The organism is Kribbella sp. HUAS MG21, assembly GCF_040254265.1.
Classification (GTDB): domain Bacteria; phylum Actinomycetota; class Actinomycetes; order Propionibacteriales; family Kribbellaceae; genus Kribbella.
On record NZ_CP158165.1, the window covers coordinates 5562493 to 5576638 of the forward strand.

General features: G+C 68.8%; 11 protein-coding genes. 6 read left to right on the forward strand and 5 right to left on the reverse strand.

The features are described 5' to 3' along the window. Window positions 1-31: 31 nt before the first annotated feature. Complete coding sequence (locus ABN611_RS27040) at window positions 32-916, forward strand: LysR substrate-binding domain-containing protein (RefSeq protein ID WP_350275046.1); 885 nt, start codon at window positions 32-34, stop codon at window positions 914-916. An 11-nt stretch (window positions 917-927) separates the two neighbouring features. Here ABN611_RS27040 and ABN611_RS27045 read toward each other — a convergent pair whose 3' ends face one another. Genes ABN611_RS27045 through ABN611_RS27060 form a run of 4 tightly spaced genes read right to left on the reverse strand, consistent with a single transcriptional unit; the run spans window position 928 to window position 5199 of the window. After that, entirely contained in the window at window positions 928-1056 is a 129-nt protein-coding gene (locus ABN611_RS27045) for a hypothetical protein (protein WP_350275047.1), read from the reverse strand. Between the two features lie 59 nt (window positions 1057-1115). Further along, the gene (locus tag ABN611_RS27050) at window positions 1116-3128 is read right to left on the reverse strand and encodes a glycoside hydrolase family 36 protein (RefSeq protein WP_350275048.1); all 2013 of its coding nucleotides are present in this window, start codon (window positions 3126-3128) and stop codon (window positions 1116-1118) included. Then, on the reverse strand, window positions 3125-3883 hold the full coding sequence (locus ABN611_RS27055) for a FadR/GntR family transcriptional regulator (RefSeq protein ID WP_350275049.1): 759 nt from the start codon (window positions 3881-3883) through the stop codon (window positions 3125-3127). The genes ABN611_RS27050 and ABN611_RS27055 overlap by 4 nt, the downstream gene beginning before the upstream one ends. Next, window positions 3880-5199 carry an L-fuconate dehydratase gene (locus tag ABN611_RS27060; protein ID WP_350275050.1) on the reverse strand — a complete coding sequence of 440 codons (1320 nt, stop codon included), beginning with the start codon at window positions 5197-5199 and terminating at the stop codon, window positions 3880-3882. The genes ABN611_RS27055 and ABN611_RS27060 overlap by 4 nt, the downstream gene beginning before the upstream one ends. 141 nt (window positions 5200-5340) lie before the next feature. Between ABN611_RS27060 and ABN611_RS27065 the strand changes: the two genes are divergently transcribed. From ABN611_RS27065 to ABN611_RS27085, 5 genes are all read left to right on the forward strand, one after another. Next, a complete protein-coding gene (locus tag ABN611_RS27065; protein WP_350275051.1) occupies window positions 5341-7659 on the forward strand; it encodes a glycoside hydrolase family 95 protein in 2319 nt (772 codons plus the stop codon). Window positions 7660-7737: 78 nt separating this feature from the next. Continuing rightward, window positions 7738-8730: an ABC transporter permease subunit gene (locus ABN611_RS27070; RefSeq protein WP_350275052.1), complete on the forward strand. Its 993-nt coding sequence runs from the start codon at window positions 7738-7740 to the stop codon at window positions 8728-8730. Next, window positions 8727-9665: a carbohydrate ABC transporter permease gene (locus ABN611_RS27075; protein ID WP_350275053.1), complete on the forward strand. Its 939-nt coding sequence runs from the start codon at window positions 8727-8729 to the stop codon at window positions 9663-9665. The genes ABN611_RS27070 and ABN611_RS27075 overlap by 4 nt, the downstream gene beginning before the upstream one ends. Before the next feature lie 35 nt (window positions 9666-9700). Beyond that, complete coding sequence (locus ABN611_RS27080; RefSeq protein ID WP_350275054.1) at window positions 9701-11383, forward strand: ABC transporter substrate-binding protein; 1683 nt, start codon at window positions 9701-9703, stop codon at window positions 11381-11383. Window positions 11384-11448: 65 nt separating this feature from the next. Then, a complete protein-coding gene (locus ABN611_RS27085) occupies window positions 11449-12879 on the forward strand; it encodes a sulfatase-like hydrolase/transferase (RefSeq protein ID WP_350275055.1) in 1431 nt (476 codons plus the stop codon). Here the strand turns inward: ABN611_RS27085 and ABN611_RS27090 are convergent. Further along, the gene (locus ABN611_RS27090) at window positions 12876-14120 is read right to left on the reverse strand and encodes an MFS transporter (RefSeq protein WP_350275056.1); all 1245 of its coding nucleotides are present in this window, start codon (window positions 14118-14120) and stop codon (window positions 12876-12878) included. The genes ABN611_RS27085 and ABN611_RS27090 overlap by 4 nt on opposite strands. Between the last annotated feature and the right edge of the window lie 26 nt (window positions 14121-14146).

A 14146-nucleotide genomic window follows, 5' to 3' on the forward strand; every position in this document is an offset into this window, starting at 1 on the left:
CATAATCCGGCGCTATTGATTCCATGGTCAGATGGATCTCAAGCATGTCCGGGCGGCCGTCGCGGTGGCCGACCACCTGCACTTCGGGCGCGCTGCTGCCGAGCTCGGCGTCGCGCAGCCGCCGCTGTCGCAGCAGGTCAAGGCCCTCGAGTCCGAGCTAGGCGTCACGTTGTTCGAGCGCAGTACCCGGGCAGTGCGGCTGACACCCGCCGGCGAGGCTTTCGTGGCCGACGCGCGGACCGCGCTGTCGGTGGTGGACAGCGCGGTCCGCAAGGCCCGGGCGGTCGGACGTGGCGAGGCCGGTGATCTCGCGATCGGCATGGTCGGATCGGCCGTCGCCCAGCCGCTGCCGACGATCATCCGCGCGTTCCGGGACCGCTACCCCGACGTGACGATGAGCTTCCACGTCCTGCCCACCGTGCTCCAGCTCGAACGGCTCCGGACAGCCGCGCTGGACCTCGGCCTGGTCCGCCCGCCGCTACCCGGCCCCGACACCGACCTCGAGCTGATCTCGGTGTCCCGCGAGCCACTCGTCGCGGTCCTGCCGAACGATCACCGCCTCGCCGGACGCCGCCGGATCCCGGCGGCCGCGCTCGCCGACGAACCGTTCGTCCTGTTCCCCCGCGCGCTGGGACCCGGCCTGTACGACGAGATCGCGGCAGCCTGCGGCCGCGCCGGCTTCACACCGAACGTCGTCCAGCAGGCGGAGCAACTACAGACGATCGTCGGCCTGGTCGCGGCGGGCTGCGGGGTGAGCCTGCTCCCTGGCTCCGCAGCCCAGCCGCGACCGGAAGTGGTCTTCCTGCCGGTCAGTCCGGTCGTCCGCTTGGTGGACCTCGCGATCGCCCTGCCCAAACAGAACCGCTCTGCCGCCGCAGCCAACTTCACCGCGTTGGCGCGAGACCTGACCCGGTAGCCGAGTACTGCTCAGGCCGGGTGGCCCAGCTCGGTGGCGGTACGGCGTACCTCGAAGATCCGGCGGCCCTCGCGGTTGATCCAGGTGGCCGTCCGCGTCGCCGGACTGACGGTGGCGTCCGCGACGAGCTTGACTTGCACCGAGCCCACCTGATCCTGGCCGACACCGAGCAGCGCTGGCCCGCGATCCGGGCCGTCTGTCATTCCTGAGGGCTCAAGCGGAGAACGCGGGCGGAGGGCTCGGGGGTGTTGGCGGTGACGGTGAGCGCGTCGTCGGTCCAGGCATAGGTCCAACCCGCGGGGTCAGTGGGGAAGTGCGGGGTGATCGTCGCGCGGCGGACGGGAAGCGTGATGGTCGAGGGGCCTGGAGCGCGGTGCCACAGGGTGAGGTAGGAGACGTCGGGGCCGTTCAGGGACAGGGCGATCCACTCGTCGGTCCAGGCGGGCAGGCCGAGCGGCCAGGCGGGTACGAGCGTGTCGAGATCCGCGAGGATTTCCCGGTGGGCTGAGAGCGCGGCACGGACGAGATCCAGTTCGGTCGGCGTCATCCGGTTGAGGTGGCCGGAGAGGTAGAGGCGGCCGGGGATGCCGTTGACGAGCGCGAACGTGAACTCCTCGGTGCTGCTCCCGCTGATCGGATAGGCCCAGTGACCGGCTTGTTCAGGCAGTACGGCGGCCGGCGCGGCAGCCGTGATCGATGCGTACAGCAACGGGTGTTCCTGGTCCGAGGTCGACTGCAGGTGCAGGCGGGACAGCATCGCGTAGTCCATCCGCATGGCGCCCGACGCGCAGTTCTCGATCAGGAGGTCGGGATGCCGAGCCTGGAGTTCGTCGAGCCAGTCGAGCAGCGCGCGGTTGTGCTCCAGAAGCCCGTGGCCAAGCGAGGTCCCGCCCTTGTCGGTGCCGGGACCGGTCGTGGTGTTGTTGTCGAACTTGAAGAAGCCGACGCCGAAGTCGCTGACGAGCCGGTCGACGGTCGCGTCGAGATGCTTGCGGGCGGCCGGGCTGCGCAGGTCGAGCAGGTAGCGGCCGGACTGCGCGACCCGAGTGCCCCGACGGGTCAGGAACGCTTCGTCGGGCAGGTCGCGCGCGAGCGGCGAGCGGGTGCCGATCACCTCCGGTTCGAGCCAGATGCCCGGCACCATGCCATGGGAGTGGATGCGATCGATGACCTCGCCGAGACCGTTGGGGAAGCGGGTCGTCGAGGGCTGCCACGCGCCGACGGTGTTCCACCAGTCGCCTTCGGCGTACCAGCCGGCGTCGATGCAGAAGTAGTCCGCGCCGACCGCCGCGGCCGCGTCGATCAGTGGCAGGAGCTTCGCGGTCGTCGGGTCGCCCACCAGTGTGTTCATGAAGTCGTTGAAGACCACCGGCATCCGGTCGTCGACCGGACGCCGTCGCCGTACGGCGCGACGCTGGCGGGTGAGCGCCGCGAACGCGCTGTCGCGGTCCGTGCCGGCGACGAGCGAGACTGGCACCGTCGTGAACGGCTTGCCGGCCGTGAGCTCGACGCTCCACTGGTGTTCCTGGTCGGTGGGGCCGCTGAGCAGCAGGTATCCACCGCGCCGGTTCTCGCCGAGCTCGTAGTGCCACGGTCCGTTGTGTTCGACCTGCCAGCCGAGCGCGTACGACGTACCGACGAGGACGCCGACCGGTAGGTGCTCGCCGCTGGACCACGAACCGGTGCTGGTCACTGCCTCCCGGCTTCGGGCGACGTGATGATGCGGATCGCGGACGATGTCGGCCAGCGCCGCGGAGCGCAGCGGCCGGACCGACCACCGCCCTTCCGCCATCCAGTTGTTGGCGGCCGAGTACAGGTCGGCCTCGACGGAATCCAGGCCGACGACCAGCGACGACAGGAACGTGAGCTCGAGTGCACCCGGTCCGGTCAGCGAGGCCTCGGACCAGGCGCGGACGCCGGCGCCCGCCTCGAACACACTGGTGACGCGCAGACCAGTGGTGGGTTCTTCCTGGACGATCCGCAGCGTCGCGCCGGTGTCCTCATGACTGACGTAGCGCAGCCGTTGGCCGAGGCTGGTCTCGACGTGCCGGTTGCTGCTCGCCGCCAGCCCGTGTCCGACGGCGGTGACCTCGACCAGCGGCTGGCTCGGGTCCGGCCTGCTGCCGTCCGGCGGCGAGACCGCCAGCCGCACCGGGCCGTCGTCCAGCGCGAATGTCAGCGTGAGTTCCGGCGTACTCCAGTGCAGATTCATCCAGCCTCGTTTCCGGGAGGGCTGACGACGTTGCGTTCGAGCAGGTAGTCCTCGACGGTGAACAGGTGCGCGGCCATCCGGGTGCGCGCCCGGTCGGGGTCCTGCGCGGAGAGGGCCGCGAGGATCGAGAGGTGCTCGCGGTGGGCGGTGTCGTCGGCGCCCGGCTGCGAGATGGATCGGCGCAGCCGGTCGCGCATCGTGCGGCCGCCCAGGGCGTCGATCAGGGCGGCGAGCACCGGGTTGCCGCTGGCCTGGGCGATGATCCGGTGGAAGGCGATGTCGTTCTCGATCACCGTCTCGTGGTTCGGCTCCTCCTGGGTGAGCTCGGCCTCGTTGTGGCGCAGCAGTTCGGCCGCTGCCTCGAGTTCGTCCGCGCCGATGTGCCGCGCCGCCAGCGCCGCGGCCTCGGTCTCGAGCATCCGCCGTACCGCATGCAGGTGAAAGGTCCCGGTGCCGTCCTGGAGGTCGACCACGAACCCCATCGGGGCCAGCAACATCGAGGAGTCCAGCTTGGTGACGTAGGTGCCGTCGCCCTGACGGGTCTCGAGCACTCCCATCATCGACAGCGCGCGCACACCTTCGCGCAGTGGGTTCCTGGAGACGCCCAGCTCGGCGGCGAGGTCCTTCTCGACGGGGAGCCGGTCGCCCGGCCGGAGCCGTCCGTCGATGATCATCCGGCGGATGCCCTGGACCACGACGTCGGTCTGCGAGACCCCGGGCGTCCGCGGCTGCTCGGCCAGCTTGCCGGGCGTCATGACACCGGTTCCACGTCTTGGCGTGCTGCCCAGTAGCTGCCGTCCGGGAACTGGTACGTGCTGAGCGATTCCCTGTACATCTCGGCACTGTAACCGGGCCGCGCGGGCAGCACGTACGCACCGTTCCGGACGACGCAGGGGTCGACGAAGTGCTCGTGCAGATGGTCGACGTACTCCGTGACGCGGCGGTCGAGGCTGCCCGACACCGCGACGAAGTCGAAGATCGCGAGGTGCTGGACGAGCTCGCACAGCCCGACGCCGCCCGCGTGCGGACAAACCGGTACGTCGAACCACGCGGCGAGCAGGTAGACGGCCAGTACTTCGTTGACGCTGCCGAGGCGCGCCGCGTCGAGCTGGCAGAAGTCGAGCGCACCGGCCTGGAACATCTGCTTGAACAGCACCCGGTTCATGCCGTGCTCCCCGCTGGCGACGCCGATCGGCGCCACCGCCTTGCGGATCGCCGCATGGCCGAGGACGTCGTCGGGGCTGGTCGGCTCCTCGATCCACAGCGGGTCGAACTCGGCCAGCGCCTTCACCCATTCGATGGCCTCCGGCACGTCCCACACCTGGTTCGCGTCGATCATCAGGTGACCGTCCGGACCGAGCACCTCGCGCGCGATCCCGCAGCGCCGGATGTCGTCGGCCAGGTTGGCGCCGACCTTGAGCTTGACGTGTTTGTAGCCTGCGGCAACGGCTTCCTCGCACAGCCTGCGAAGCTTGGCGTCGGAGTAGCCGAGCCATCCCGCCGACGTGGTGTAGCACGGGTACCCGGACGCCTCGAGCTGCTCGATTCGTTGCCTGCGGCCCTCGACCTGCCGCTCCAGCAGCGTCACTGCCTGCTCCGGCGTCAGTACGTCGGTGAGATAGCGCAGGTCAGCCGCGGCGACCAGTTGCTCGGGCGACATCTCGGACAGCAGCCGCCACAGCGGTACGCCGGCCCGCCGGGCGGCGAGGTCCCACACCGCGTTCATCACCGCGGCGAGGGCGAGGTGGATGACGCCCTTGTCCGGTCCGAGCCAGCGCAGCTGGCTGTCGGACTGCAGTTCCCGGTACAGACCGCCCAGGTCACCGCAGAGTTCGTCGACGTCCCGGCCCACCAGCGGTTGCGCGCGCTGACCGGCCGCGGCGACGCACAGGTCGTTCCCGCGCCCGATCGTGAACGTGAACCCGTACCCGGCCAGCCCCGGTACGTCGGTGTGCAGGACGACGTACGCCGCGGAGTAGTCGCCGTCCTTGTTCATCGCGTCCGAGCCGTCGAGGGTCAGCGAGGTCGGGAACCGGACGTCGAGAACCTCGACCGAGGTGATGCGTGGCATGGGCAGGCCCTCACGATCAGCGATAGATAGGATCTTTCTGCGATTCAACTGCCGTTCAGTATGGACCAAGGACGGCGCTGGCGCTACGATCCGGGAAATTCGTGGGATTAATACCTCGTCATTCGACGGAGGATTCGTGGCATGGGCAATCTGCAGGGCTCGACCCGCTCCGCTGCGCAGCGGCTGTACTACGACCGGCCGGCGGACACCTGGCTGGAGGCTCTACCGCTCGGCAACGGCCGGATCGGAGCGATGTGCTTCGGTGGTACCGGCAGCGACCGGATCGCGCTGAACGACGAAACACTGTGGTCAGGCGGCCCTGCGACCGCGCAATCGTTGGCGACACCACTAGGTGCGACCGGCGCCGAGGCGGTCGAGGCGGTACGCCGGGCGCTCCGGGACGGAGACATTCGCCGGGCGCACGAGCTGGCGTGCGGTTTCCACTCCGGGTACTCGCAGGCCTACTTGCCATTGGGTGATCTGCTGCTCGACCTCCAGGTCGACGGGGCGGTGCCTGCTGCCGGCGACGTCACGCAGTACCGCCGGGAGCTCGATCTCGACGCTGCGGTGGCGACGGCGGAGTTCGCGGTCGGGGGAGTGGCGGTTCGGCAGGAGGTCTTCGTCAGTGCGCCGGACGACGTCCTCGTCGTTCACTTGACCGCGTCCGAGCCGGTGCTGGCGCTCGGCTGCCGGCTGACCTCGCAGTTGCCGTCTCGCCCGTACGCCGTCGAGGACGGGCTCGGGCTGCTCCTACAGGCGCCGGCCGAGGTCGCGCCTCCGCATCGCGATGTGCCGCAGCCGATCCGGTACTCCGACGGCGACGATCGCGGCATGGCGGCCGCAATCGCGTTGCGGACGAGGACCGACGGCGAGGTCCGGGCTGGTGAGTCACTGCTCGAGGTCGAGAGCGCCACGGAGATCACCCTCGTCCTCTCGACGGGTACCGGGTACGAAGGCCCGTTCACGCCACCGACCAGGACCGCGGAGGAGTGCTGGACCGCCGCGGATCGTGCGGTGCGGGCGGCGCTCGACCGCGAGTACGGGCAGTTGATGGCCGATCACCAGCTGGATCACCGGCGGCTGTATCGCCGGGCGTCGCTCGAGCTGGCCGGGCCGGCGGAACAGTCCGAGTTGCCGACCGACGTCCGGGTCGCGCGCGCCGTCGACCGGGAAGACGTCGCTCTGGCCGCGCTGCTCTTCAACTACGGCCGCTACTTGATGGTGGCGAGTTCGCGCCCTGGAGGGTTGCCGACCACGCTGCAGGGGATCTGGAACGACATCCTGCGGCCGCCGTGGAGTTCGAACTACACGGTCAACATCAACACCGAGATGAACTACTGGCCGGCGGAGACGACGAACCTCTCCGACTGTCACGAACCCCTGCTCCAATATATCGATAAACTCGCGCAGGCCGGGCGGCAGACCGCGACGGAACGGTACGGGTGCGGCGGCTGGACGGCGCACCACAACGCCGACGCGTGGTGCTGGACGCTCCCGGTCGAGGGCGACCCGCGCTGGTCGAACTGGCCGATGGCGGGCGCCTGGCTCGCCCGGCACCTGTGGGACCACTACGCGTTCACCGGCGACCTCGAGTTCCTCGGCGAGTCCTGGCAGGTACTGCGAGGCGCCGCGGAGTTCTGCCTCGACTGGCTGGTGGAGCTGCCGGACGGCAGTCTCGGGACCGCGCCGTCGACGTCACCGGAGAACGACTACATCGCCGACGACGGGCAGCCGGCCTCGGTCACCGAGTCCTCGACGATGGACCTGTCGCTGATCGCGGATCTGTTCCAGCGCGTCGAGCAGGCTGCCGAGCTGCTGGACGTCGTGGACCCGCTCGTCACCGAGCTCGCCACTGCTCGCAAGCGACTGCCCGAGCCGCCGGTCGGCGCGCAGGGCCAGCTGCAGGAGTGGGCCGCCGACCTGCGCGAAGAAGATCCACAGCACCGGCACATGTCCCATCTGATCGGATTGCATCCCGGCGATGCGATCACGCCGGACGGTACGCCGGAGCTCGCCGCCGCGGCGGCACGGACGCTGGACCTGCGGGGTGACGACGCGACCGGTTGGTCGCTGGCGTGGAAGATCTGTCTCCGGGCCCGCCTGCGGGACGCGGCGGCGGCACATCGCCTGGTGCGGGCGTTCCTCCGGCCCGCCGACGACACGGCGACCGGGCGGCCCGGTAGTGGCGCGGGGGTCTACCCGAATCTGTTCTGCGCGCATCCGCCGTTCCAGATCGACGGCAACTTCGGCGCGACGGCCGGCATCGCGGAGATGCTCCTGCAGAGCCACGGCGGCGAGATCGAGCTGCTGCCGGCCCTGCCCGCTGCGTGGACCAGCGGACGGGTGACGGGTCTCCGGGCCCGCGGCGCGGTGACCGTCGACATCACCTGGACGGCGGCCGGCGTCGAAGCCGTCCTGACCGCCGACCGCGACCAGGAACGGGTCGTTCCGCCACGGTAGCGAACGTGTGCCTGTACAGCTGACCGCCGGCATCGGTCTCCGGGTGAGCTCGATCGCCCGCCTGGACGAGGAGGTTTCATGGCAGTCCTGACGAGCATCCCGCCACCCGTCGGTGAAGCGCCGACGCGGCGGCGACGGCGGCGGCGGAGTGAACGCGTCACCGTCACCCGGCTGCGGCGGAGTCTGCGGCGGCACTGGACGCTGTACTTGTTGATGGCCGTGCCGCTGGTGTGGTTCGGGGTCTTCAAGTACATCCCGATGGCCAACGCCGTGCTCGCGTTCAAGAACTACAACGTGGTCAGGGGCATCTGGGGCAGTCAGTGGGTCGGCTGGCAGAACTTCGAGCTCTTCTTCCAGAATCCGGTGTTCTGGACGCTGGTGAAGAACACGTTCCTGCTGTCGGTGTACACGGTCGCGGCCAGTTTCCCGCTGGCGATCATCCTGGCCTTGGCACTGAACGAGATCCGCGTGGGCCTGTTCAAGAAGACGGTCCAGCTGGTGACTTACGCCCCGTACTTCATCTCGACCGTCGTCGTGGTGTCGATGACGATCCTGATGTTGTCGCCGCGGCTGGGCCTCGTCAACGACGCCATCGGATTGTTCGGCGTGCCGGCGATCGACTTCCTCGGCAACCCGGACTACTTCCGCCACATCTATGTCTGGTCGGACGTGTGGCAGACCACCGGGTACTCCGCGGTGATCTATCTGGCGGCGCTCGCCGGGGTCGACCCGGCGCTGCACGAGTCGGCCAAGATCGACGGCGCCACCCGGTGGCAGCGGATCCGGCACGTGGATCTGCCGGGGATCATGCCGACCGCGGTGATCATCCTGGTGCTTGCGGTCGGCAACATCATGGCGATCGGCTTCGAGAAGGCGTTCCTGCTGCAGAACCCGCTGAATCTCAGTGAGTCCGAGATCATCGCCACCTACGTGTACAAGACCGGCTTGCTGAACGCCGACTTCAGCCTGGCGACCGCCGTCGGCCTGTTCAACTCCGTCATCAACCTGGTCCTGCTGCTGGGGGTCAACACGATCGCCAAGCGCATCACCGGAAACGGACTGTGGTCATGAGCGCCGAAACCTTGACGAGCAAGCGGATCGAGCGCCGGGCGGCGCGGGCGCGGCGGATCCGGGACTCGCGCACGGACCGGGTCTTCATGTTCTGCGTGTACCTGCTGCTGACGGTGTTCCTGCTGGTCGTCCTGCTGCCGCTGGTGTACATCGTGGCGAGTTCGTTCAGCAGCCCCGAGGCGGTGTCGGCGGGCCGGGTGACGTTCTGGCCGGTGGAGTTCTCGCTGCGCGGGTACAAGGCGGTGTTCGAGAACCCGCAGATCATCCAGGGCTACGCGAACTCGCTGTTCTACACGGTGGTCGGCACGGTGGTGAGCGTCGTGATGACGATCGCGATCGCGTATCCGATGTCGCGCCGGACGCTGGTCGGCCGCAACCTGGTGATGAGCCTGATCCTGTTCACGATGCTGTTCACCGGCGGCCTGATCCCGACGTACCTGGTGGTTCAGCAGGCCGGCCTGCTGGACACCCGGTGGGCGTTGATCGTGCCGCAGGCGATCGGGGTCTGGCAGGTGATCATCGCGCGGACGTACTTCCGCACCGTGATCCCCGAGGAGCTGGTCGAGGCGTCGCAGCTCGACGGCTGCGGCGACCTGCGGTTCCTCTGGTCGGTGGTGATTCCGCTGGCCAAACCGATGATCGCGGTCATCGCGCTGATGTACGCGATCTACCAATGGAACTCGTACTTCGACGCGCTGATCTACCTGAAGAATCCGGATCTGTTCCCGCTGCAGATCGTGCTGCGCAACATCCTGATCCTGAACACCTACAGCGGCGGCGCGATCGACGCCTCCGTCGTCCTGCAGCGCCAGCAACTGGCCGACCTGCTCAAGTACTCGCTGATCGTGGTCGCGAGCGTTCCGGTGCTGATCATCTACCCGTTCGTCGCCCGCTACTTCACCAAGGGAATCATGATCGGCGCCGTCAAGGGCTGATCCTCCGCATCACCTCGACCCCTGTGAGGGACAACATGACAATTCAGCTCAGGAGAACCAAGTCCACGGCGATCGCCGGGCTCTGCGTACTGGCACTCGGCCTGGCCGCCTGCAGCGGATCCGATACGCCTGCGGAGGAGGGGAAACCACTGCCCACGGTGACCGGCAACCCGGCCGTGACCCTGGACGTCTTCGCGCCCCAGGCCGCTGACTGGAACCTGGCCACGAACGATTTCACCAAGAAGGCGAAGCAGCAGTTCAACATCAGCTTCAAGTGGCAGACCACCACGTTCGACGGCGGGCCGGCCAAGGAGAAGCGGCAGATCTCGCTGGCCAGCGGCGACTACCCGGACCTGTACCTGCTGATCCCGTGGGTCGACCAGTTCACCCCGGCCGAGTTGCTCAAGCTGGGCAACCAGGGTGTCATCGTCCCGCTGAACCAGCTGATCGAGCAGTACGGGCCGAACATCAAGAAGGCACTCGACGCGGAGCCGGAGTGGAAGGCGATGGCGACGGCGCCGGACGGCAAGATCTACGGCATGCCGCAGTGGGTCGACTGCTACCACTGCTCGTACCAGGGCAAGCTGTGGATGAACAGCACCTGGCTGAAGAAGCTCGGGCTCGAGCAGCCGAAGACCACCGAGGACATGCGCAACGTCCTGCGGGCCTTCAAGACCCAGGATCCGAACGGGAACGGGAAGGCCGACGAGATCCCGCTCAGCGCGAGCGTGCGCGACGCGCTGATCCCGTACTTCATGAACGCCTTCATCTACAACCCGCAGGGCACCAGCGGCAACAACAACTCGACGCTCGTGCTGAACGACGGCAAGGTCGACACCCAGGCGAACAAGGACGGCTGGCGCGAGGGACTGAAGTACATGAACTCGCTCTACAAGGAGGGCCTGATCGACAAGGGCGCCTTCACCCAGAACCCGGACGCGCTGCAGCAGCAGGGTGACAGCGGCAAGCAGCCCATGCTCGGCGCGGCCGCCGTGCTGCACCTCGGCATCGCGGTCAGCAACCTGCCGGACGGCCGCCAGAAGCAGTACGACGCCGTACCGCCGCTGACCGGGCCGCAGGGCGTCAACCACACCGGGTACAACTTCCCGAGTGCCCCGGGCGCCACGTTCGTGCTGACGAACAAGGCCACCCAGGAGGAGCAGATCCAGGCGATCAAGCTGCTCGACTACATCTTCACCGACGAAGGGCAGATGAACGCCTTCTGGGGTACCGAGGGCAAGACCTGGAAGCGGGCAGCGGCCGGCGACGTCGCGCTCGACAAGTCACTGAAGCCGACGTACAAGGTGATCCCGCAGCCGGAGGGCGGAACTCCGCCGAACTCCGGGTGGCAGGCGCTGGCGCAGTACAACAACACCGAGAAGTACCGCAACTCCGAGGCGATCGCGACCGACATCTACAGCCCGGAGGGATACGAGCGGCGGTTGTTCGAGGCCACCAAGCTGTACGAGGGCAAGGAGGACAAGTCGAAGATCTATCCGTACTGGAAGGTCTGGATCGACCCGTCCCTGGCCGGTGAGATCGCCACCTTGCAGACCAACATCGAGAACTACGTGCAGCAGAACGCGCTGCAGTTCATCACCGGTTCGAAGAACATCGACACCGAGTGGGACGCCTACGTCAAGGGCCTCGAGGGCCTGGGCCTCAAGCGCTACCTGGAGATCCAGCAGACGGCGTACGACAAGATGCCCAACAAGTAGTCCGCACGGCCGGTGTCCGAGGCGCGACCTCGGACACCGGCCGGCGTCGAGTACGGTTCACGGTCATGGACGTCGACTCGCGACCGAACTTCCTCGTAGTGGTCACCGATGACCAGGGCCCGTGGGCTCTGGGCTGTCAGGGGAACGACGAACTCCGGACGCCGGCGATCGACGCGCTGGCCGGTCACGGTGTCCGGTTCGAGTCGTTCTTCTGCGCTTCTCCGGTCTGCTCGCCGGCCCGCGCGTCGCTGCTGACCGGCCGGATGCCGTCCGCGCACGGGGTGCACGACTGGATCCGGGGCGAGGCGTACGGCGTCGTGGACGAGGACAGGTACCTGACCGGTCTCACGACCACGCCGCAGGTGCTCGCCGCCAACGGCTGGCGCTGCGGGCACGCGGGGAAGTGGCACCTCGGCGACGCGCGGACCCCCGAGCCGGGCTTCACCGACTGGTATGCGCACCGGACCGGCGACGGGCCGTACTTCGGGGCGCCGGTCTGGCGCGATGGGCAGCGCGTGGCCGAGGAGCGCTACATCACCACCGCGATCACCGACGAGGCCGTCGGCTTCCTGGAATCGGCGGCGGCCGGACCCGATCCGTTCTACCTCCAGGTTCACTACACCGCGCCGCACAGCCCGTGGATCGACCAGCATCCGGCCGAGTACCTGGAGCTGTACGCCGACTGCGCGTTCGACAGCTGCCGTCCGCAGGAGCCGCATCCCTGGTTCAGCTGGGAGCCGGGCCCGATCTCGGACGCCATGCGCGACCCGCGGCCCAGCCTGCAGGGGTACTTCGCGTCGATCACCGCGGTGGACGACGGCGTCGGGCGGCTGCTGCGGACACTCGCCGAGCACCGGTTGACCGAGTCGACGGTCGTGGTCTTCACGTCCGACAACGGCTTCAGCTGCGGGCACCACGGGATCTGGGGCAAGGGCAACGCGACCAAGCCGCTCAACCTCTGGGAGAACTCGGTCCGCGTCCCGTTCATCATGTCCCAGCCAGGCCGGCTGCCGGCCGGGACGGTGGAGACCTCGCTCGCGAGTGCCTGCGACCTGCACCCAACCCTGCTCCAGCTGGCAGGTGTGCCGATCCCCGAGGACCCGCTCGCAGCCGGCCGCTCGCTGCTCCCCGTACTCCTTGACGGAGCCGAGGCCACCGAGCACGTCATGGTGTTCGACGAGTACGGCGGAACGCGCATGGTCCGTACCGCCGACTGGAAGCTCGTCCAGCGGTACGGCGATGCGCCGGACGAGCTCTACAACCTGGCCGAGGACCCGGGCGAGGAACACAACCTCGTCACGGACCCGGCCCGGCGGACTCTCGTGTCGGACCTGAACGGCGTGCTGGTCGACTGGTTCGCCCGACATGCCGACGAGCAGCTCGACGCGTGGTCCAGGCCGGTCTCCGGTCGCGGCCAGCTGCACCCGGTCCGGACCGGTCAGCCCGACCCCGAGACCTACTATGCGGGTACGGCGGAGATCCGCACCGATCCCTAACCGTGGGTCGCCCCAACCGTTGCCAGATCGCGGTGCGCGGCGGCCCGGTTCGCGACGACGGCGCTCGCGGTGCCGGTGATCGCGAAGAGCGCGCCGAGGACGATCCAGCCCGTCGTCCCGTGGTCGATCGCGGTCGTCGTGACGACCACCGGCGCGAGCATCATCGCCAGCGAGAGGCCGGTCTGGCTGAGCCCCTGGTAGGCACCGGCGCGCGCCGGATCGGCGAGCTCGAACGCCATTCCCCAACTCCCGGCCTCGCCGCGCGTCTCGGCCGCCGAGGAAGCCAGTGCGCCGAGCAGCAGAACGACCGTCGCGGCGACAGCGCCGAGGTAGCCGGCGACCGGGAAGAGCAGACAGGCGATAAGCAGGAGCAGGCCGGCCTGGTGCACCGACCGTCCCGCCTTGCGGAGGTCCTGGGTACCGCGGGACGCGCGGACCTGGAACAGCGCGACGTACACGGTGTTGACCAGTAGGAGCGCCGACACGACGACGGTCGGGGCTTCGGTGTGGTCGGCGACCCACAGCGGCAGGCCGACCGACGTCAGGCCGAAGTGCATCGCGAGCAGGGCGTTGAGAACGGTCGAGGTGACATACGTCCGGTCGCGCAGCGGGGAAGGACCGCGCGGTGCCTCGGTGCTCGCGGCGGCGTCCATCCGCTCGGCCAGTCCGGCCACTCGCCGGCGCAACCCGACCAGCGGGACCGTACCGAGGATCGTGAGCGCGCCGACCAGGACCACCGTCAGGCGGTACGCGGCGGTCGTGTCGGTCAGCAACGCGAGACCCGCGAGCAAGGTGCCGATGCCGATGCCGACGTTCATGACCACGCGCAGCCGGGCGCGGACGGTGACGCGTTCCGGTCCGACGTACCACCGGGCCAGCAACGTCATCTGCGCGGTGCTCTGCAGGCCGCGCGAGGCGGACACGCAGGCCGCGACCAGGACGAACGTGACGACGTCCCCGGCGAACGCGTAGCTCAGGAGCGCGACGCCGTTCGCGGCCAGCGCCCACTGCTGCAGCCGGTCGGCGCCGACCCGGTCGCTCAGCCGGCCACCGGCGTACGATGCCAGCACGCCGACGCCGCCCGCGATCGTGAGGCCGATGCCCACCGTCGCCGCCGACAACCCGACGCCGCGGGTGAAGTACAAGGCGCTCACCGCGAAGAACATCCCGCGGGACACGGAGAGGGCGGCGATGGCGGAGGCGAGGGCGCGGGCGACGGGATCACGGAGGAATTCAGGCACCCGCCAGTTGTCGCATTCGGATCCCG

Coding starts and splice junctions, on each gene's coding strand:
- ABN611_RS27050 (WP_350275048.1), bottom strand. CDS start 3,128: ATGAATCTGCACTGGAGTACGCCGGAACTCACGCTGACATTCGCGCTG.
- ABN611_RS27065 (WP_350275051.1), top strand. CDS start 5,341: ATGGGCAATCTGCAGGGCTCGACCCGCTCCGCTGCGCAGCGGCTGTAC.
- ABN611_RS27080 (WP_350275054.1), top strand. CDS start 9,701: ATGACAATTCAGCTCAGGAGAACCAAGTCCACGGCGATCGCCGGGCTC.
- ABN611_RS27040 (WP_350275046.1), top strand. CDS start 32: ATGGATCTCAAGCATGTCCGGGCGGCCGTCGCGGTGGCCGACCACCTG.
- ABN611_RS27060 (WP_350275050.1), bottom strand. CDS start 5,199: ATGCCACGCATCACCTCGGTCGAGGTTCTCGACGTCCGGTTCCCGACC.
- ABN611_RS27085 (WP_350275055.1), top strand. CDS start 11,449: ATGGACGTCGACTCGCGACCGAACTTCCTCGTAGTGGTCACCGATGAC.
- ABN611_RS27055 (WP_350275049.1), bottom strand. CDS start 3,883: ATGACGCCCGGCAAGCTGGCCGAGCAGCCGCGGACGCCCGGGGTCTCG.
- ABN611_RS27070 (WP_350275052.1), top strand. CDS start 7,738: ATGGCAGTCCTGACGAGCATCCCGCCACCCGTCGGTGAAGCGCCGACG.
- ABN611_RS27075 (WP_350275053.1), top strand. CDS start 8,727: ATGAGCGCCGAAACCTTGACGAGCAAGCGGATCGAGCGCCGGGCGGCG.